An 18,578-nucleotide genomic window follows, 5' to 3' on the forward strand; every position below is an offset into this window, starting at 1 on the left:
CCCAGTGACTACGGTTGTTTCCCCGCCAAGGCAGGCATTGCGTCGAGGATCATCGACGTATCGGCCTGCCTTGGGCAACACACCAGATGAGGGCCCCAACGTGCTTGAAGCCTATCGCCAACATGTCGAAGAACGCGCCGCCGAGGGCGTCCCGCCGAAGCCCCTGAATGCCGAACAGGCTGCCGCGCTGGTCGAGCTGCTGAAGAACCCGCCTGCTGGCGAAGAGGAGTTCGTCCTCGACCTGCTGACCAACCGCATTCCGCCGGGCGTCGACGAGGCTGCCTATGTCAAGGCCGGTTTCCTGACCGCCATCACCAAGGGCGAGGCGCAGTCTCCGCTGGTCGACAAGGTTCACGCCGTCAAGCTGCTGGGCACCATGCAGGGTGGCTACAACATCGCCACCCTGGTCGAGCTGCTGGACGACGCCGAGCTGGCCAAGGAAGCCGGTGAACAGCTCAAGCACACCCTGCTGATGTTCGATGCCTTCCACGATGTGGAAGAGCGCGCCAAGGCCGGCAATGCAGTGGCCAAGGACGTCATGCAGTCCTGGGCCGAGGCCGAGTGGTTCCTGTCCAAGCCGGCCCTGGCCGAGAAGATCACCCTCACCGTGTTCAAGGTGCCGGGCGAAACCAACACCGACGACCTCTCCCCCGCGCCGGACGCCTGGTCGCGCCCCGACATCCCGCTGCACGCCAACGCCATGCTCAAGAACGAGCGTGAAGGCATCGTGCCTGAAGTGCCCGGCACCACCGGCCCGCTCAAGCAAATCGAAGAGGTGAAGGCCAAGGGCTTCCCGGTCGCCTATGTGGGCGACGTGGTCGGCACCGGATCCTCGCGCAAGTCCGCCACCAACTCGGTGCTGTGGTTCTTCGGCGACGACATCCCCAACGTGCCCAACAAGCGCGCCGGCGGTTTCTGCTTCGGCGGCAAGATCGCCCCGATCTTCTTCAACACCATGGAAGACGCCGGTGCCCTGCCGGTCGAGATGGACGTCTCCAAGCTCGAGATGGGCGACGTGATCGACGTCTACCCCTATGAAGGCAAGGTGTGCAAGCACGGCACCGACGAAGTGGTTTCGACCTTCGAGCTCAAGACCCAGGTGATCCTCGACGAGGTGCGCGCCGGCGGCCGCATTCCGCTGATCATCGGTCGCGGCCTGACCGGCAAGGCGCGCGAGTCGCTGGGCCTGCCCCAGTCCGACGTCTTCCGCCTGCCCGAGCAGCCCAAGGACACCGGCAAGGGCTTCACCCTGGCCCAGAAGATGGTCGGCAAGGCCTGCGGCATGGAGGGCGTGCGCCCGGGCATGTACTGCGAGCCGAAGATGACCACCGTGGGCTCCCAGGATACCACCGGCCCGATGACCCGCGACGAGCTCAAGGATCTCGCCTGCCTCGGCTTCCAGGCCGACCTGGTCATGCAGTCGTTCTGCCACACCGCGGCCTATCCGAAGCCGGTCGACGTGGAAACCCACCACACCCTGCCCGACTTCATCATGAACCGCGGCGGCGTTTCGCTGCGTCCGGGCGACGGCATCATCCACAGCTGGCTCAACCGCATGCTGCTGCCCGACACCGTGGGCACCGGCGGCGACTCCCACACCCGTTTCCCGCTGGGCATCTCGTTCCCGGCCGGCTCGGGCCTCGTGGCCTTCGCCGCCGCCACCGGCGTGATGCCGCTGGACATGCCGGAATCGGTGCTGGTGCGCTTCAAGGGCAAGCGGCAGCCGGGCGTCACTCTGCGTGACCTGGTCCACGCCATCCCCTACTACGCCATCAAGCAGGGTCTGCTGACCGTGGCCAAGGCGGGCAAGAAGAACGCCTTCTCCGGCCGCGTGCTGGAGATCGAAGGCCTCGAGGACCTTACCGTCGAGCAGGCCTTCGAGCTCTCCGACGCCTCCGCCGAGCGCAGCGCCGCAGGCTGTACCATCACCCTGGGTGAAGCGAGCGTCACCGAGTACCTGAAGTCCAACATCACCCTGCTCAAGTGGATGATCGCCAACGGCTATGGCGACAAGCGCACCATCGAGCGCCGCATCCTGGCCATGGAAGAGTGGCTGGCCAACCCGAGCCTGATGCGCGCCGACAAGGACGCCGAGTACGCCGAGGTCATCGAGATCGACCTGGCCGAGCTCAAGGAGCCGGTACTCTGCGCGCCGAACGATCCGGACGATGCCCGTCTGCTCTCCGAAGTGGCCGGCGAGAAGATCGACGAGGTCTTCATCGGCTCGTGCATGACCAACATCGGCCACTTCCGCGCCGCGGGCAAACTGCTCGAGAAGCAGCCGGCCGGCAGCCTGAAGACCCGCCTGTGGCTGGCACCGCCGACCAAGATGGATCAGCACCAGCTCACCGAAGAGGGCTACTACGGCATCTACGGCCGTGCCGGTGCGCGCATGGAAATGCCGGGCTGCTCGCTGTGCATGGGCAACCAGGCACGTGTCGCCGCCAAGAGCACCGTGGTCTCGACCTCTACCCGCAACTTCCCCAACCGTCTGGGCGACGGCGCCAACGTCTACCTGGCATCGGCAGAACTGGCGGCGGTGGCCGCGGTGGAAGGTCGCCTGCCGAGCGTCGAAGAGTACCAGCGTTACATGGGTGAATTCGACGCCATGGCCGGCGAGATCTATCGTTACATGAACTTCCATGAGATCGAGGAGTATCAGAACGCCGCTTCCAACGTGATTCCGGTCGCCCAGGAAGCCTGATACCATCCGGTTCTGATAGAATCAGGTTCGACTCCGATGCTCGCAACATCGATGGCATCAGAAAGCTGATGCCGGAGCCGATGAACGAAGCGCCCTCTCACGAGGGCGCTTTTTTATTGCCGTCTTTCTGGGCTGCGCCTCGCTACGTTTCTTTACCCTCGCTGCCTTGAGCGATGCCATGGGCGTGTCTAACTTTAATAGGTCTGTGTGCAGATCTGTCGGCCAGGAAGCCGGCTCGCACATGAAGACGAGGGATAGAAAGAATGAGGGATGGAAACCACAAGGGACATTCAAGGAGTAGAACATGTCGAATAGAACACTCCTCTGCATAACATTAACGACTGCAACGCTGATCGTCGCCAACGGGGCTCAGGCACAGGCTCACTACGAGCCGCACCAGCAGTATGCCTACCTGGGGCTGGGCACCGGTTTCAGCTCGCTGGAAAACGATCGCGACGAAGTCGACAACTTCATCGAAAGCGGGGGCCGCAACTTCAGCATCGACGACGATGACAACGTGTGGAAAGTCTTCGCCGGCTACCAATTCAACCGCTACCTGGCGGTCGAGGCCTTCTACGCCGACCTGGGGCGCGTGCGCTTGCGCGGTACCGACGGCGCAAGCACCGACCTGGAATCCACCGCCTATGGCGCCAGCGTGGTGGGCCAGCTCCCCATCACCGACTGGTTCACCCCCTTCGCCAAGATCGGTGCGGCCAGTTGGGAAACCGAGGTGCGAGGCAACCTGGGCGATACCGAGCTGAACCTGCAGGACAACGACGGCTTCGACCCGGTCTACGGACTTGGCGCCCAGTTCAACTTCAACCCCATTCTTATCCGCGCCGAGTACGAGCGCTACGACCTCGACAGCGACTACACCATCGACACCTTCACCGCTTCGGTGGGGTGGCGCTTCTAGGGTTCTGGGCTTCGACGCCGGGTTCGCCCGGCGTCGGTCGTCTTGCGACGAATCGATGAAGGCCGGGCAACAGGCGTTATGGCATCATCCCGTGACACATCACTTAGGCAAGGAGCCCTCGATGACCGCCATCATCACGCCCGATATCTGCGATGCCCATCCGGAAGTTCAGGTACTCGACCCCATCTTCGTCAGCTACGGTGGCCGCGAGGCATTCTGCGGTCCGATTCGTACGGTCAAATGCTTCGAAGACAACACGCTGATCAAGCAGGCGGTGAGCGAGCCCGGCGAAGGTGCCGTGCTGGTAGTCGATGCCGGCGGCTCGCACCGCTGCGCCATGCTGGGCGACATGCTGGCCGAACTGGCCGTGGACAACGGCTGGTCCGGTGTCGTGATGTACGGCTGCGTGCGCGATGTCGACGTGCTGGCCGAGACGGACCTGGGCGTGCATGCGCTGGGCGCCCATCCGCGCAGGAGCGAGAAACGCGGCGAGGGCAGCCGCGACATTACGGTCACCTTTGCCGGCGTCACCCTGCGCCCCGGACAGTGGCTGTACGCCGACAACAACGGCATCGTAGTCGCCGAGGAGCGGCTGCCACTGGAGAGCTGAGCCTCACGTCGTGGCACACGGGCTTGCCCTGCCGGCAGTCTCGATGCCACGCTATAGGCATGAGTATTGAGCGGGAGCAGGAGAGCGGATGAAGTCACTCGGCGTGGATGTGCTGCGCAGCCTGCGAGAGCACCTGCGACCGCTGGTGGCGTATCATCTCTTCTTCACCCTGCTGGCCTCCAGCTTGCTGCTGCCCACGGTGGCATGGACACTGACGAGCCTGCTCGGCCGCTTCGACCGACCGGTGATCACCAACGCCGGGCTGCTGGACCTGTTGCTCAGCCCGGCCGGCATGCTGTGGCTGCTGGCCGCCATCGGCCTGACCTTCCTGATCCTCTACCTGCAGCAGGCCGGCATGATCCTGGTGGCGGTAAAGCGCCGCGACAATCACTTCCGGCTCGCTTTCATCGCGCTATGGCAGACGCTACGCCGCCTGCCCACCCTCGCCGGTCTGGTGGTGCTTCAGGTGGGCGCTCACCTGCTGCTTATCCTGCCCGTGGTTCTGCTACTGGGCTGGCTCTACGACGCCATCATAGGGGGGCTCGACCCCTATTACGTGCTGCGCATGCGGCCCCCAGCCTACTGGACATACCTCAGCGTAGCGGTTCCATTAGGCGTCGGTTGGGCACTGATCGCCGCATCGCTCTACGTGCGCTGGATACTCGCGTTGCCGGTCGTCATGCTGGAAGGTCTCTCGCCACTAGCAGCACTCAGGCGTAGCCGCGATCTGACCCGGGGCCACCGTGCCGAGGTCGCCTTCGTCGTCATATCCGTTCTGCTCATCATCGTTGCCCTGCCCTTCGTCGCCACAGCCCTCTTCGACCGGGTCTTCACCCCGACGCTGTGGTGGTTGCCCGAGCGCAACGCAGTGCTCATCCCCGCCATGCTGACCTACGTGACCGGCTACGTGCTGGTGACGCTGGCGATCACCTTTCTCGGTATCGCCGCCAATGCACTGCTATCGGCCTGCCTCTACCTGCGCCTCGCGCATCGCGAGCCGCGCCCCGCCCCGCCGCCGCCCGACGCCCATCCCGGCCGCTTGGCCTGGGGTGTGGAAGCGGCCGTGCTGGTGTTCGCCCTGTTCCAGGCCTGGTGGATCGTCAACAGCTTCGAGCTGCGTGACGACGTCACCGTCATCGCCCATCGCGGCAGCTCCATGGCGGCTCCGGAAAACACGCTGGCCGCCATCGAACGCGCCGTAGAGGATCGCTCCCATTACGTGGAGATCGACGTGAGACTCAGCGCCGACGGCGAGGTAGTGCTCTACCACGATCGCAGCCTGCAGCGCCTCACCGGCGACCCACGCAACGTGCGTGACCTCACCCTCGAAGAGCTGAGCCAGTTCGATGTCGGCAGTTGGTTCGGCGACGCCTTCGTCGGCGAGCGCATCCCCACCCTGGACGAGGCCTTCGCCGCGGTGCGCGGTCGCAGCGCCCTGATGATCGACATGAAGCCCGATCCGGGGCTGGAAGAAGCGCTGGTGGAGGCCGTGATCGCCTCGCTGCATCGGGAGAACGAGGCCCGACGTGAGTGCCTGGCCCGAGCGAGCGAGGCCGACGCCGCCCGCTGCGGCACTCCGAATACCGCAGAGGAGACGCGTCTGGCGGTGATGTCGAGCGGCGTACTGGAGATGGTCAAGGAGAGAGAGCCGGAGCTACGTGTGACGCTGCTGGCTCAATTGGTGATGCCGGGAACGCTGGACCGGCGCAGCTTCGATGCCTTGGGCCTGCGCCACAACAGGATCACACCCAACGAGATCCGCCTGGCGCGAGAACTCGGCTACGAAGTGCATGCCTGGACGGTCAACGACCGGGCCAGGATGTCGCAGATGATCGATCTAGGCGTCGATGCCATCATCACCGATTACCCGGACCGACTCGTGGAGCTGATGGACGACCGTCGTGAGCTCGGCGACGGTGCGATCCTGCTGGTCAAGCTGCGCAACTGGCTGCGGCGCTGAGGGAAGGCGCCCGCACGGACGCCCCCTCAGTGGCCTCAGTCGCCTCAGTCGCCCATCACCACGCCTTCACGGCGCGGGTCGGCCCCGCCGAAGTAACCGTCCTCGGTACGCTGAATGGCCTGCAAACCGCTGACCAGCTCGCGCTCGCCGGCCTCATGGCCGAGCTCATTGAGCGCTTCGAGCACCTCGGCGGGGAAGCGCCCCTCTTCGAGGTAGGCCGGCCCGCCCAGGGTGATGGCGTGGGGCAGGTTGAGCGCCTCCTGGGCATCGAGCCCCCACTCGAGCATGGCCACCAGCGCCTTGGCCGTGTAGTGAATGATCGCAGCACCGCCGGGCGAGCCCAGGCTCGCCACCAGCTCGTCGGTTTCGCGGTCGAACACCAGCGTGGGACTCATGCTGGAGCGCGGCCGCTTGCCGGGCTCGACCCGGTTGGCGATGGGCGTGCCATCGGCCCCCAGCGGACGAAACGAAAAGTCGGTCAGTTCGTTGTTGAGCAGGTAGCCACCCGCCAGGCCGGTGCCGCCGTCCGCCAAAATACGCGAGCCGAAGGCGGCCTCGATGGTGGTGGTCATGGCCAGGGCATTACCCTCTTCATCGACGATGCTGATGTGGCTGGTGCCGTACTCCGGCTGAGGGAGCTGCATGGACCAGGCCATTTCCACCTCGCCCGGGTTGCCGGCTTCGGCGCCGTCGGGGCCCACGCTGCGCTCGCCGATCAGTTCGGCGCGTTTGGCCAGGTACTCGGCGTCGAGCATGCTGTTCCAGTCGCCGCCGGGGGCGTTGACGAAATCCGGATCGCCAATGAACTTGCCGCGATCGGCAAAGGCCAGCCGCGAGGCCTCGAGGAAGCGATGCAGCCACTCCGTACTGGGACGATCCTCCTCCATCGGCTCCTCGATGTCAGGCAGCTGCTCCATGACGCCCAGGATCTGCATGATGGTCAGGTGGCCGGAGGAAGGCGGCGGAAAGCCGCACACCCGGTAGGCCTGCCAATCGGTACACAGCGGCTCGCGCTCCTTGGCCACGTAGGTCGCCATATCCTCCAAGCTGATCGCCCCGGGGCGGCCAGGATGCCCCTGAACCCGGGAAACGAGGTCTTCGGCAATCGGGCCGGTATGCAGTGCCTTGCTGCCCTCTTCGGCTATCTTGCGCAGGATCTCCGCCAAGGCGGGGTTCTGCAGGCGATGCCCCTGAGGCAAGGGCTCGCCCTCTTCCGTATAGTAGAAGGCGGCGCCGAGGGGATCGTCGCGCAGCCGCTCTTCCGCGGCCAGGCTGGTATGCAGTCGGGGGCTGACCTCGAAACCTTCCTCTGCCAGGGTGATGGCCGGGCCGAACAGCTCCGCCCAAGGCAGCTTGCCATGGCGTTCATGCGCCTTCTCCAGCATGCGCACGGTGCCCGGCACGCCGACCGAGAGCCCACTGGCTGCCGCCTCCATAAACTCGAGCGGCTCGCCTTCGCCATTCAGGAACAGCGACTCGCTGGCCGCCCGCGGGGCTGTCTCGCGACCGTCGTAGGCCTTTACCTCGCTGCCATCGTAGTGCATCAGGAAGGCTCCGCCGCCGATGCCGCTCGACTGCGGCTCAACCAGGGTCAGCACCATCTGCACGGCGATGGCGGCATCCACTGCCGAGCCACCCGCCCTGAGGACCTGATAGCCGGCGTCGGTGGCCAGAGGGTTGGCTGCCGCCACGGCAAAACGTTCGGTGGCCCAGCCGGGCTTCTCGCTGTAGCCGGACGCCGACTCCGGCGCGATGGCGGGTGCCTCGTACTGAAACGCCGTCTCGGCGGATGCCAGCAACGGCAGGCCCAGCGCGCACGATGAAACGACGCAGGCCAACCAGCGTCGGGGGAAGAAGACAGAGCGCATATCCATGAGAAAGCCCCTCGGTAACTCCATGTAAGAGGTGTAAGCATAGGCGAAAAAAGACCCGATTGAGAGAGCTCAATCGGGTCAGTTTGTAACCTAAGTACGCTTTGCTTAGGCCAGCGTTTCCCCCGCCAGCATGAACCAGGTTTCCAGCACCGCATCGGGGTTCAGGGACACCGAATCGATGCCCTGTTCCATCAGCCATTTGGCCAGATCGGGGTGATCGGAGGGGCCCTGACCGCAGATGCCGACGTACTTGCCCTGGGCCTTGCAGGCCTGGATGGCCATGGCCAGCAGTCGCTTGACCGCCGGGTTTCGCTCGTCGAACAGATGAGCCACGATGCCCGAGTCGCGATCCAGACCGAGGGTGAGCTGAGTCAGGTCGTTGGAACCGATCGAGAAGCCATCGAAGTGCTCGAGGAACTCCTCCGCCAGCAGCGCGTTGGCCGGCAGCTCGCACATCATGATCACCTTGAGCCCATTGTCGCCGCGCTTGAGCCCGTTGGCGGCCATCAGCTCGACGACCTCACGGGCCTCTTCGGTGGTACGCACGAAGGGCACCATGATCTCGATGTTGTCGAGCCCCATCTCGTCACGCACGTACTTGAGGGCTTTGCACTCGAGCTCGAAGCACGGACGGAAGGCATCGGAAACGTAGCGCGAGGCGCCGCGGAACCCGAGCATGGGATTCTCTTCGCCCGGCTCATAGAGCTTGCCGCCGATCAGGTTCTCGTATTCGTTCGACTTGAAGTCGGAAAGACGCACGATCACCCGCTGCGGATGGAACGCCGCCGCCAGGGTCGAGATGCCTTCGACCAGCTTGTCGACGTAGAAGTCCACGGGGCTGGCATAGCCGGCGGTGCGCAGGTTGATGGTCTGCTGCAGATCCAGCGGCAGTGTGTCGTATTCGAGCAGCGCCTTGGGGTGCACGCCGATCATGCGATTGATGATGAACTCCAGGCGCGCCAGGCCGACGCCGGCATGGGGCAGGCTGGCGAAGCTGAAGGCGCGGTCCGGATTACCCACGTTCATCATGATCTTGAACGGGATCTCGGGCATCGCGTCGACGCTGGTGACGCGGCGGTCGTAGTCCAGCAGGCCTTCGTAGACGTGGCCGGTATCGCCCTCGGCGCAGGAGACCGTGACGTCGCGGCCGTCTGCCAGCACTTCGGTGGCATCGCCACAGCCGACGACGGCGGGGATGCCGAGCTCACGGGCGATGATCGCCGCGTGGCAGGTACGGCCGCCGCGGTTGGTGACGATGGCCGAGGCGCGCTTCATGATCGGCTCCCAGTCGGGATCGGTCATGTCGGTGACCAACACGTCGCCGGCGTTGACCTTGTCCATCTCCTCCGGGGTAAACACGATCTTGACCGTGCCACGGCCGATGCGCTGGCCGATGGCACGACCGTCGACCAGGGTGCGCCCCTTCTCCTTGAGGTGGAAGCGCTCGAGCTTGCCGCCCTCCTGCTGGGAGACCACGGTCTCCGGACGCGCCTGGACGATGTAGAGCTCGCCGTCGTCGCCGTCCAGCGCCCACTCGATGTCCATCGGACGCTGGTAATGCTCCTCGATGGTGACCGCCTGACGCGCCAGGGCCATCACCTGGTCGTCACTGATACAGAAGCGGGCACGATCCTTGAGCGGCACGTCCACGGTGGAGACCGATTTGCCGGCGCTGGCGTCCTCACCGTATACCATCTTGATCAGCTTGGAGCCGAGATTGCGACGCAGCACCGCCGGCCGGCCGGCCGCCAGAGTGGACTTGTGCACGTAGAATTCGTCGGGGTTGACCGAGCCCTGTACCACCGTCTCGCCCAGCCCCCAGGAGGCGGTGACGAACACCGCATCGCGATAGCCCGACTCGGTATCGAGGGTGAACATGACGCCGGAAGCGCCGGTCTCGGAGCGCACCATCTTCTGGATACCGGCCGACAGCGCCACGTTCTCGTGGGCATAGCCGCGATGCACGCGGTAGGAGATGGCGCGATCGTTGAACAGTGAGGCGAACACCTCGTGCACGGCGCGCTTGACGTTGTCGAAGCCTTCGATGTTGAGGAAGGTTTCCTGCTGACCGGCGAAGGAGGCATCGGGCAGGTCCTCGGCGGTAGCCGAGCTGCGCACCGCCACCTTGAGGTTGGGATGCTGACTGGCCAGCTTGTCGTAGGCCGTACGCAGATGCGTCTCGAAGGTGGGCGGCAGCGGGGTGTCGATCACCCACTGACGGATCTCGGCGCCGACCCGGGCCAGCTCGTTGACGTCGTCGACGTCGAGCCGCGCCAGGGCCTGGTTGATACGCTCATTGAGCCCTTCGTGGGCCAGGAATTCGCGGTAAGCATGTGCAGTGGTGGCAAAGCCTCCCGGGACAGTGACACCGGCCCCCGACAGGTTCGAGATCATCTCGCCCAACGAGGCGTTCTTGCCGCCCACACGTTCGACGTCGTCCATGCCGAGCTGATCGAACCACAGGATGTAATCTTCCACGTAACCCCCTTGAATCTTCGTTGCCAAGGCTTTCGCACCCGCTGTTCAGGCGAAAAGCGCAATGCTGCCCACCTTAAACGCAAGCGGCCATATTCGCCATTGGTCTAACATCGAAGTCACTGGAGGTTTTTTACAACAACGGCTCGATTTGGCCGATTCCTGTAGTCAAGTTGCACCCTGAGCCGCTAAGCGACACCTTGCCGCCACGCTCGGTAGCCCGGACAATGGAGCTTCCTACACAACGAATAGCGCCGACGACATGCCTCGCACCGCCTTCTTCATTTCCGACGGCACCGGCATCACCGCCGAGAGCCTGGGCCGTAGCCTGCTGGCACAGTTCGAGAACGTCGAGCTGCGCATGCTGACCAAGCCCTATATCGACTCCCTCGACAAGGCCCGCACCCTGGTCGATATCATCGAGGCCACGGCGGTACGCGACGGTGAGGAGCCGATCATCATCGACACCATCGTCGACGAGTCTATCCGCGAGGTGATTCGCCGCGCCCCGGGCTTCAAGGTGGATATCTTCTCGACCTTCCTCAAACCGCTTGAGCAGGAACTCGGCACCCACTCGAGCTACACCGTGGGGCGCACCCACTCCATCGGCAAGGACGAGGTCTACATGGACCGCATCCACTCGGTTCACTTCGCCCTGGACAACGACGACGGTGCCCGCACCCACCAGTACGATCAGGCCGACGTGATCCTGGTCGGCGTGTCGCGCTGCGGCAAGACGCCTACATCGCTCTACCTGGCGCTGCAGTTCGGCATTCGTGCCGCCAACTACCCCCTCACGGAGGACGACCAGGACGAGGACGGCAACCTCAAGCTGCCTCCCGCCCTCGCCAAGCACCGCCACAAGCTGTTCGGGCTGACCATCGACCCGCGCCGGCTGGCCGCCATTCGCCATGAGCGGCGGCCCAACAGCCGCTACAGCTCGCTTGACCAGTGCGTACAGGAAGTGGAGCAGGCGGAAGGACTCTACCGTCAGATGCACATTCCCTTCATCGACACCACACGCTTCTCGGTAGAGGAGATTTCCACCCGCATGATCGCCGAGACGGGACTCACTCGGCGCTTCTCGCCGCGCTGAGACCCGACGCACCATGCGCAAGCTGTCTCTGGGGCTGCTGCTCCTGATGTTGCTGCTGATCGGTGGGCCACTCTACATGTGGCAGTTCGGTGGCATCGATACCCGCGGTGACTGGCGCAGCGCCGACCGCACCATCGCAGGACTGGCCCCAGTACCAAGCGAGACCCCCGCTGCCGTGGTGCAGGTCTATTCGGCCCGCGCCTTCAACTGGCGCGGCATCTTCGCCGTACACGCCTGGGTGGCCACCAAACCGGAGAACGCCGACAGCTACACCCTGCACCAAGTGACCGGCTGGGGCCGCCCCGCCCTCGCCTCGCGCGCCGGCACGCCCGACCGCGCCTGGTTTGGCAGCCAGCCGACTCTGCACGCCACTCTGTGCGGCAGCGAGGCCGAAAGCGCCATCGCGCGAATCGAAGCGTTGCTGCCCGAGTATCCCTATCGTGAGCACTATCGCGCCTGGCCGGGCCCCAACAGCAACACCTTCGTGGCCTGGCTGATTCGCGAAGTACCGGAGCTAGACGTGGCGCTGCCCTCCAGCGCCATCGGCAAGGACTACCTGGGCGGGAGCGTACTGGCAGCGACCCCCAGCGGTACCGGCGTGCAGCTGTCGCTGGCCGGCGTGCTCGGTGCCGCGGCGGGGCTGAGAGAAGGATTGGAGCTCAACATCGGCGGACTGGTGCTAGGCATCGATCCGGCAGCGCTCGGGGTCAAGCTGCCCGGCGTCGGCACCCTGGGATTGCGCGATGGCGGCCGGTCGCGAGGCGACTGCGCCCCGCTGCCGGCCGACCGATCCTGATACTGCCGATCTCCTGATACCGCCGCTCAGCGCACGATGCCTTCGCGCCGCAGGCGGGCGATGTCCTCGACGGTCAGGCCCATCTCAGCGAGTATCGCGTCGCTGTCCTGGCCAAGCCTAGGCGGCGCGACCTCGCTCAGCGCGGGCTCGCTGTCGAAGCGCAGCGGACAGGCGACTTGAGGCACCTCGAGATCGCCGCGCTCGAGCGTGCGCTGCATGCCACGGTGCTTCACCTGGGGGTCGTCGAATACTTCGGCAATGGTATTGATCGGCCCGGCGGGTATGCCCCGCGCCTCCAGCTCGGCCAGCCATTCGTCGCGCCCGCGAGTGAGGAAGATCGCCTGAATCAGCGGTACCAGCACTGCGCGGTTGCCCACCCGCGCGGCATTGGTGGCGTAATGCGGGTCATTGGCCCACTCGGGATGGCCCAGCAGCTCGGCCAGGCGTGAGAACTGGGCGTCGTTACCCACGGTGAGCACCAGATGCCCATCGGCACAGGCGAAGGCCTGGTAAGGCACGATGTTGGGGTGGGCGTTGCCATGACGCTCGGGCGATACCCCGCTGACCAGGGCATTGAGCGCCTGGTTGGCGAGCGCCGCCACCTGCACGTCGAGCAGCGCCACGTCCACGTGCCGCCCCTGCCCGGTGCGCTCGCGCTCGTGCAGTGCGGAAAGCACGCCGATGGTAGCGTAGAGCCCGGTCATCACGTCGGTGATGGCCACGCCGGTTTTCATCGGCATGCCGTCCGGCTCGCCGCCGATGCTCATCAATCCGCCCATGGCCTGAATCATGAAGTCGTAGCCGGCGCGGTGCGCATAAGGGCCATCCTGGCCGAAGCCGGTGATGGAGCAGCCGATCAGGCGCGGATTGAGCGCCTTCAGGCTGGCGTAGTCGAGGCCGTATTTGGCCAGGCCGCCAACCTTGAAGTTCTCCAGCATGACGTCGGCGCCGGCGGCGAGCTGGCGGATCAGCGCCTGGCCCCGCTCACTGGCGACGTCCACCGCCAGCGACTGCTTGCCGCGGTTGGCGCACAGGAAATAGGCCGCCACCCGCTCGGTCTCGTCATCCTCGGCCAGCCACGGCGGCCCCCAGCCGCGGGTGTCGTCGCCGCGCTCGGGATGCTCGATCTTGATCACCCGAGCCCCGAGGTCGGCGAGCAACTGACCGGCCCAGGGGCCGGCCAGCACCCGCGACATGTCAAGCACCGTGATGCCTTCCAGCGGTCGACTCATGCTTGCACTCCTTGACACCAGCTCAATTTACGAAGGCTTGGATGCCGGTCTGTGCACGGCCGAGAATCAGCGCGTGAACGTCGTGAGTGCCCTCGTAGGTGTTCACCGCCTCGAGGTTCATCATGTGGCGAATCACGTGGTACTCGTCGGCGATGCCGTTGCCACCGTGCATGTCACGCGCCACCCGGGCGATGTCCAGCGCCTTGCCACAGTTGTTGCGCTTGATCAGCGAGATCGCCTCCGGCACCAGCTGGCCCGCGTCGATCATGCGGCCGACGCGCAGCGCCGCCTGCAGGCCCAGGGCGATCTCGGTCTGCATGTCGGCGAGCTTCTTCTGGATCAACTGGTTGGCGGCCAGCGGGCGACCGAACTGCTTGCGATCCAATGTGTACTGACGAGCGGCGTGCCAGCACGCCTCGGCGGCTCCCATGCTGCCCCAAGCGATGCCGAAGCGGGCGCGGTTCAAACACGAGAACGGGCCCTTGAGGCCGGTCACGCCCGGCAGGCGCTGGTCGTCCGACACCTCGACATCCTGCATGGCGATCTGGCCGGTGATTGAGGCACGCAGGCTGAACTTGCCCTCGATCTTGGGTGCCGAGAGCCCCTGCATGCCCTTCTCGAGGATGAAGCCGTTGATCACGCCCTCGTCATCCTTGGCCCACACCACGAACACGTCGGCGATGGGCGAGTTGGTGATCCAGCTCTTGGTGCCATTGAGCCGCCAGCCGTTCTCGGTGCGGGTGGCACGGGTGGACATGCCGCCCGGGTCGGAGCCGTGATCCGGCTCGGTGAGACCGAAGCATCCCACCCACTCGCCGGTGGCCAGCTTGGGCAGGTACTTATCGCGCTGGGCTTCACTGCCGAAGGCGTGAATGGGGTACATCACCAGGCTCGACTGCACGCTCATGGCGCTGCGGTAGCCGGAGTCGACACGCTCCACTTCACGGGCAATCAGGCCGTAGCTGACGTAGTTCATGCCGGCACAGCCGTAGCCGTCGATGGTGGCGCCGAGCAGGCCCAGCTCGCCCATCTCGTTCATGATCTCGCGATCGAAGCGCTCGTGGCGGTTGGCCTCGAGCACCCGCGGCATCAGCTTGTCCTGGCAGTAGTCGTGGGCGGTCTGGTGGACCATGCGCTCGTCTTCATCGAGCTGGTCGATCAGGCGGAAGGGGTCTTCCCAGGTCACGGGGGTGATCTTGCTCATGGCGGCTCTCCTGACGAAATATCTACATTTTCATCGAATGTAGAGCAAAGCATCCGGAAAGCCAAGTCCCTTTCGCTCTATTTCTTACACTTTTGGTCGCACCGAACCGGCCTCGTTTGCCTCCATGGGCAAGCCGGCGAGACGTCGACGCAGCGCACCCCAAGCCACCAGCCCCACCGCCACGTTGGCCAGGAATAACCCGATGAAGATGCCCTCGACACCGCCCAGCACGCCGCCCAGCCACGCCAGCGGCACCGTCAGCAGGAACAGCCGAACCACTGAGAGTCGCATGGCCCGGGCCGGCTCGTGCAGCGCATTGAACGACGACACCGCCAGGATCACGACGCCTTGGGCGCCCAGGCCCAGCGGCACCCACCACAGAAAGCTTCTCAGCACCTCGCTCATCTCGCCGCCCGGGGAATAGCTGGCGACGAGCCAGGGCGCCAGCAGCTGCAGCAACAGCCAGATGCCCAACTGCCACACCAGGACGAAGACGAAGCAGCCGAAGATGGCCCGCCGTACGCGCTCGTGCTGCCCTGCCCCGGCATTCTGGCTGACCAGCGGTGGCAGCGTCATCGAAAGCGCCAGCACGCCGATCTGGGCGATGGCCTCGATACGTGTGCCCACGCCGTAGCCCGCTACCGCATGGTGGCCATGACCGGCGACGATGCGCGTCACCAGCGCCAGGGCCAGCGGCGTAAACACGCTGGTGATCGCCGCCGGCACGGCAATGCGGCCCAGCTCGCGCCACGATTCCATCAGCCCGCTCGGCGTGAGATGGCGCAGGTCGAGACACTCGCGCAGCTCGCGCTGCCAGAACAGCGCTGCGGTCATGGCGCACCAGCTCAGCACCGTGGCCAGGGCCGCGCCCTGCACACCGAGCGCCGGCAGCGGCCCCACGCCGAAGATCAGCAGCCAGTCGAGCAAGCCGTTGAGCAGTGCCGCCAAGGCCATCATCAGCCCGGGTATCAGAGTGTTGCCCTGAGCACGCAGCACGCTGTTGAGCACCCGCGGCACGATCAGCGCCGCTGCGCCCAGGTACCAGATGCCCATGTAGTCATGGATATGCGGCATGAGTGCGGCGTCGGCGCCAAGCAAGCGGAATAGCGGCTCGAGGGTGGCCAGCCCCAGCACGCTCAGCAGCACACCGACCGCCAGTGCCAGCAGCGCGGCATCGGTGGCCCTGCGTCGCACCGTGTCGTGAGCGCCCCGCCCCAGCAGTCCCGCCACCACTGCCGAGGTGCCGATACCCAAGCCGATGGCGAGACTGATCACCGCGAACACCACCGGGAAGGTGAACGACACCGCCGCCAGCGGCTCCGCTCCCAGCCGTGCGATGAACCAGGTGTCCACCAGGTTGAAGCTCATCATAGCAAGCATGCCGCCCACCACCGGCAGACACTTGCGCAGCAGGGTCAGGGCAATGGGACCTTCGAGCAGCTCACGGCGCATGGGGCGGCGTTCGCCGGAGCCGGAACGTGGGGAAGTGGATGTCATGAAGCCTCGGAAACCAGAAGCGGGCACAAGATTGTGCCCGCTTCCAGGGTCGGTGCCAAAGCGAAGTAGAAGCTATTCGCCAGACCCTATTCGCCCGCGCGGTAAAGCTTCTGAATACTGGAAAAGTCGAGACCGCCGTTGCCTTGGGCCGCATGCAGCGCGAACAGGTTGCGCGCCTGGGAGCCCATTGGCACCGTGGCCTTGCAGCCCAGTGCCAGCTCCCACGCCAGCCCGAGATCCTTGGCCATCAGATCGGTGAGGAAGCCGCCCTGGTAGTCGCGCGAGGCGGCGGAGCCTTGCATCACGCCGGGCCACGGATTGTAGACGTTGAGCGCCCAGTTGCCGCCGCTGCTCTGCTTCATGATCTCGGAGAGCACGGCCGGGTCGAGGCCGTTCTTGACCCCCAGCGCCAGCGCTTCGGCGGTACCGCTCATGAGAATGCCGAGCAGCATGTTGTTGCAGATCTTGGCGACCTGGCCGGCACCCACTTCACCGGCATGGAAGATGTTCTTGCCCATCGCTTCCAGCACCGGCCTGGCCTGCTCGAAGCCGGCCTGGCTGCCACCGACGATGAAGGTCAGAGTGCCGGCCTGAGCGCCGCCCACACCGCCGGAAACCGGCGCATCGAGGTAGGTCAGGCCACGCTGTTCGGCACCCGCGCCCACCGCACGGGCATCTTCCGGCGAGATGGTGGAGGCGTCGATGATCAGTGGCTTGCCCTCCAGGGCATCGAACAGGCCCGGAGAGTCGTCACGGCCGAGATAGAGACGACGCACGTGCTGGCCGGCTGGCAGCATGGAGATCACGACCTCGGCCCCGCTGGCCGCGCTCTGTGCGCTGGCGCAGGCACGCGCCCCGGCACTCTCCAGATGCTTCATGGCGACATCGACGAGGTCGAAGACACTGACCTCATGGCCGGCCTTGACCAGGTTGTGGGCCATCGGGGCACCCATGTTGCCCAGGCCGATGAAGGCGATTTTCATGCGAGCTGCTCCTGATTGTCGTTATGGCGTAATTGCGTCATGTCGTGGTGAGAGTACGGGTATCGGTCAGCGTACCCGCTCGCCGCTGTCGAGATCGCGCAGCGGATGCTCCTCTATGCTCCACAGCGGCTCGAGCAGCGCCAGAAGGTCCGCTTCGGGAACGTCGTCGACGTTGGCGTGCTGCCACTTGGGGTTCCTGTCCTTGTCGATCAGCAGCGCGCGAACGCCTTCGGCGACGTCTCCACGGCGACAGCACTGCACCGAGAGGTTCAACTCGTCACGGAAGGCGTCGGCCAGGCTGGTATGCCGGTGGCGTTCCAGCATGCGCCACACCAGATGAGCGCTCAGCGGACTGCCCGCTTCCAGTCGCTTGCGGTTGGCCGCAAGCCAGGCGTCCTCGCGACGATCCTCGAGGATACGGTGGACGGCCGTCGGCGCATCGACCTGTGCCGTCAAGGCCTGAAGATGATCGAGCAGCGGCCACACTTGAGCCTCAGGCGCCTGCTGGCGCGCCTCGAACTGGTCGAGCACACCCTGCACGCCGGCCTGCAGGTCATGCTGACTGCGCGTGCCGTAGTCGGCCGCGCCCAGCGCCTCGAGCAGTTCGGCGCGGCGCTCCCGCGACACGAAGTGATCGGCCAGCCCCAGGTCGAGGGCATCGCGGGCATTGAGCTGAGCGCCGGTGATGCCGAGATAGGCCCCCACGCCCGGCGGCATGCGGTTGAGAAACCAGCTTGCGCCGATGTCCGGGTAGAGGCCGATGGTGATCTCGGGCATGGCGATCAGCGTGGTCTCCGTCACCAGACGACGAGATGCGCCGGCCATGAGGCCCAGGCCGCCGCCCATCACGATGCCGTCGCCCCACACCAGGATCGGCTTGGGGTAACGATGGATGCGATAGTCGAGGCGATACTCGGTGGTGAAGTAGGTTTCGGCAAAGAGGCTATCGCGGCCGGCACCGCGATTTTCCCCCTCTTCGGTCATCGAGCGGTAGAGCGCCACTACGTCGCCCCCGGCACAGAACGCCTTCTCGCCGCTGCCCTCCAGCCATACCGCCACGATGCTGCGATCCACCGCCCAGGCCTGCAGCTTGGCATCCAGCTGGCGGGCCATATCCAGCGACAGGGCATTGAGCGATTTCGGTGCATTGAGGGTAGCGATGCCGACTCTCCCGCCGTCCCGGGTCGGCAGCTCATCGAAGATGACCGCAAGGTCCGTCATGCCTGTTTTC

At 65.4% G+C, this 18,578-nt stretch carries 13 protein-coding genes; 6 read left to right on the forward strand and 7 right to left on the reverse strand.

Annotated features, from left to right (window positions below):
• Window positions 1-100: 100 nt before the first annotated feature.
• The 4 genes from acnB to HOP58_RS11625 all read left to right on the forward strand — a co-directional run bounded on the left by acnB (window position 101) and on the right by HOP58_RS11625 (window position 6,190).
• Complete coding sequence (gene acnB / locus HOP58_RS11610; protein ID WP_010628358.1) at window positions 101-2,704, forward strand: bifunctional aconitate hydratase 2/2-methylisocitrate dehydratase; 2,604 nt, start codon at window positions 101-103, stop codon at window positions 2,702-2,704.
• A gap of 304 nt (window positions 2,705-3,008) precedes the next feature.
• The gene (locus tag HOP58_RS11615) at window positions 3,009-3,620 is read left to right on the forward strand and encodes a porin family protein (RefSeq protein WP_010628357.1); all 612 of its coding nucleotides are present in this window, start codon (window positions 3,009-3,011) and stop codon (window positions 3,618-3,620) included.
• Between the two features lie 121 nt (window positions 3,621-3,741).
• Window positions 3,742-4,230, forward strand: coding sequence for a ribonuclease E activity regulator RraA (gene rraA / locus HOP58_RS11620; RefSeq protein WP_010628356.1), 489 nt, complete (start codon window positions 3,742-3,744; stop codon window positions 4,228-4,230).
• Between the two features lie 88 nt (window positions 4,231-4,318).
• Window positions 4,319-6,190: a glycerophosphodiester phosphodiesterase family protein gene (locus HOP58_RS11625; protein WP_234260351.1), complete on the forward strand. Its 1,872-nt coding sequence runs from the start codon at window positions 4,319-4,321 to the stop codon at window positions 6,188-6,190.
• A gap of 44 nt (window positions 6,191-6,234) precedes the next feature.
• Here HOP58_RS11625 and ggt read toward each other — a convergent pair whose 3' ends face one another.
• Both ggt and ppsA read right to left on the reverse strand, forming a co-directional pair.
• On the reverse strand, window positions 6,235-8,064 hold the full coding sequence (ggt, locus tag HOP58_RS11630) for a gamma-glutamyltransferase (protein ID WP_234260352.1): 1,830 nt from the start codon (window positions 8,062-8,064) through the stop codon (window positions 6,235-6,237).
• 105 nt (window positions 8,065-8,169) lie between these two features.
• Entirely contained in the window at window positions 8,170-10,542 is a 2,373-nt protein-coding gene (gene ppsA / locus HOP58_RS11635; protein WP_234254568.1) for a phosphoenolpyruvate synthase, read from the reverse strand.
• A 259-nt stretch (window positions 10,543-10,801) separates the two neighbouring features.
• On the opposite strand from ppsA, the gene HOP58_RS11640 reads away from it, so the two are divergent.
• Both HOP58_RS11640 and HOP58_RS11645 read left to right on the forward strand, forming a co-directional pair.
• On the forward strand, window positions 10,802-11,635 hold the full coding sequence (locus HOP58_RS11640) for a pyruvate, water dikinase regulatory protein (protein WP_010628352.1): 834 nt from the start codon (window positions 10,802-10,804) through the stop codon (window positions 11,633-11,635).
• A gap of 13 nt (window positions 11,636-11,648) precedes the next feature.
• Window positions 11,649-12,431: a DUF3750 domain-containing protein gene (locus HOP58_RS11645; RefSeq protein ID WP_234260353.1), complete on the forward strand. Its 783-nt coding sequence runs from the start codon at window positions 11,649-11,651 to the stop codon at window positions 12,429-12,431.
• A gap of 26 nt (window positions 12,432-12,457) precedes the next feature.
• On the opposite strand, the gene HOP58_RS11650 is transcribed toward HOP58_RS11645, so the two are convergent.
• The 5 genes from HOP58_RS11650 to HOP58_RS11670 form a co-directional block, all read right to left on the reverse strand.
• Complete coding sequence (locus HOP58_RS11650; protein WP_234260354.1) at window positions 12,458-13,663, reverse strand: CaiB/BaiF CoA-transferase family protein; 1,206 nt, start codon at window positions 13,661-13,663, stop codon at window positions 12,458-12,460.
• Between the two features lie 22 nt (window positions 13,664-13,685).
• The gene (locus tag HOP58_RS11655) at window positions 13,686-14,867 is read right to left on the reverse strand and encodes an acyl-CoA dehydrogenase (RefSeq protein ID WP_010628349.1); all 1,182 of its coding nucleotides are present in this window, start codon (window positions 14,865-14,867) and stop codon (window positions 13,686-13,688) included.
• An 84-nt stretch (window positions 14,868-14,951) separates the two neighbouring features.
• Window positions 14,952-16,364 carry an MATE family efflux transporter gene (locus HOP58_RS11660; protein WP_234260355.1) on the reverse strand — a complete coding sequence of 471 codons (1,413 nt, stop codon included), beginning with the start codon at window positions 16,362-16,364 and terminating at the stop codon, window positions 14,952-14,954.
• An 86-nt stretch (window positions 16,365-16,450) separates the two neighbouring features.
• On the reverse strand, window positions 16,451-17,347 hold the full coding sequence (mmsB, locus tag HOP58_RS11665) for a 3-hydroxyisobutyrate dehydrogenase (RefSeq protein ID WP_010628347.1): 897 nt from the start codon (window positions 17,345-17,347) through the stop codon (window positions 16,451-16,453).
• 66 nt (window positions 17,348-17,413) lie between these two features.
• Complete coding sequence (locus HOP58_RS11670; protein ID WP_234260356.1) at window positions 17,414-18,568, reverse strand: enoyl-CoA hydratase/isomerase family protein; 1,155 nt, start codon at window positions 18,566-18,568, stop codon at window positions 17,414-17,416.
• Between the last annotated feature and the right edge of the window lie 10 nt (window positions 18,569-18,578).

Source organism: Halomonas sp. MCCC 1A11062, from assembly GCF_021404355.1.
Classification (GTDB): Bacteria; Pseudomonadota; Gammaproteobacteria; order Pseudomonadales; family Halomonadaceae; genus Halomonas; species Halomonas aerodenitrificans.

What these genes read in the sequence shown, in the direction of transcription:
- HOP58_RS11615 (WP_010628357.1), top strand. Translation starts at nt 3,009, where the DNA reads ATGTCGAATAGAACACTCCTCTGCATAACATTAACGACTGCAACGCTG.
- rraA (WP_010628356.1), top strand. Translation starts at nt 3,742, where the DNA reads ATGACCGCCATCATCACGCCCGATATCTGCGATGCCCATCCGGAAGTT.
- HOP58_RS11625 (WP_234260351.1), top strand. Translation starts at nt 4,319, where the DNA reads ATGAAGTCACTCGGCGTGGATGTGCTGCGCAGCCTGCGAGAGCACCTG.
- ggt (WP_234260352.1), bottom strand. Translation starts at nt 8,064, where the DNA reads ATGGATATGCGCTCTGTCTTCTTCCCCCGACGCTGGTTGGCCTGCGTC.
- HOP58_RS11640 (WP_010628352.1), top strand. Translation starts at nt 10,802, where the DNA reads ATGCCTCGCACCGCCTTCTTCATTTCCGACGGCACCGGCATCACCGCC.
- HOP58_RS11645 (WP_234260353.1), top strand. Translation starts at nt 11,649, where the DNA reads ATGCGCAAGCTGTCTCTGGGGCTGCTGCTCCTGATGTTGCTGCTGATC.
- HOP58_RS11650 (WP_234260354.1), bottom strand. Translation starts at nt 13,663, where the DNA reads ATGAGTCGACCGCTGGAAGGCATCACGGTGCTTGACATGTCGCGGGTG.
- HOP58_RS11655 (WP_010628349.1), bottom strand. Translation starts at nt 14,867, where the DNA reads ATGAGCAAGATCACCCCCGTGACCTGGGAAGACCCCTTCCGCCTGATC.
- HOP58_RS11660 (WP_234260355.1), bottom strand. Translation starts at nt 16,364, where the DNA reads ATGACATCCACTTCCCCACGTTCCGGCTCCGGCGAACGCCGCCCCATG.
- mmsB (WP_010628347.1), bottom strand. Translation starts at nt 17,347, where the DNA reads ATGAAAATCGCCTTCATCGGCCTGGGCAACATGGGTGCCCCGATGGCC.
- HOP58_RS11670 (WP_234260356.1), bottom strand. Translation starts at nt 18,568, where the DNA reads ATGACGGACCTTGCGGTCATCTTCGATGAGCTGCCGACCCGGGACGGC.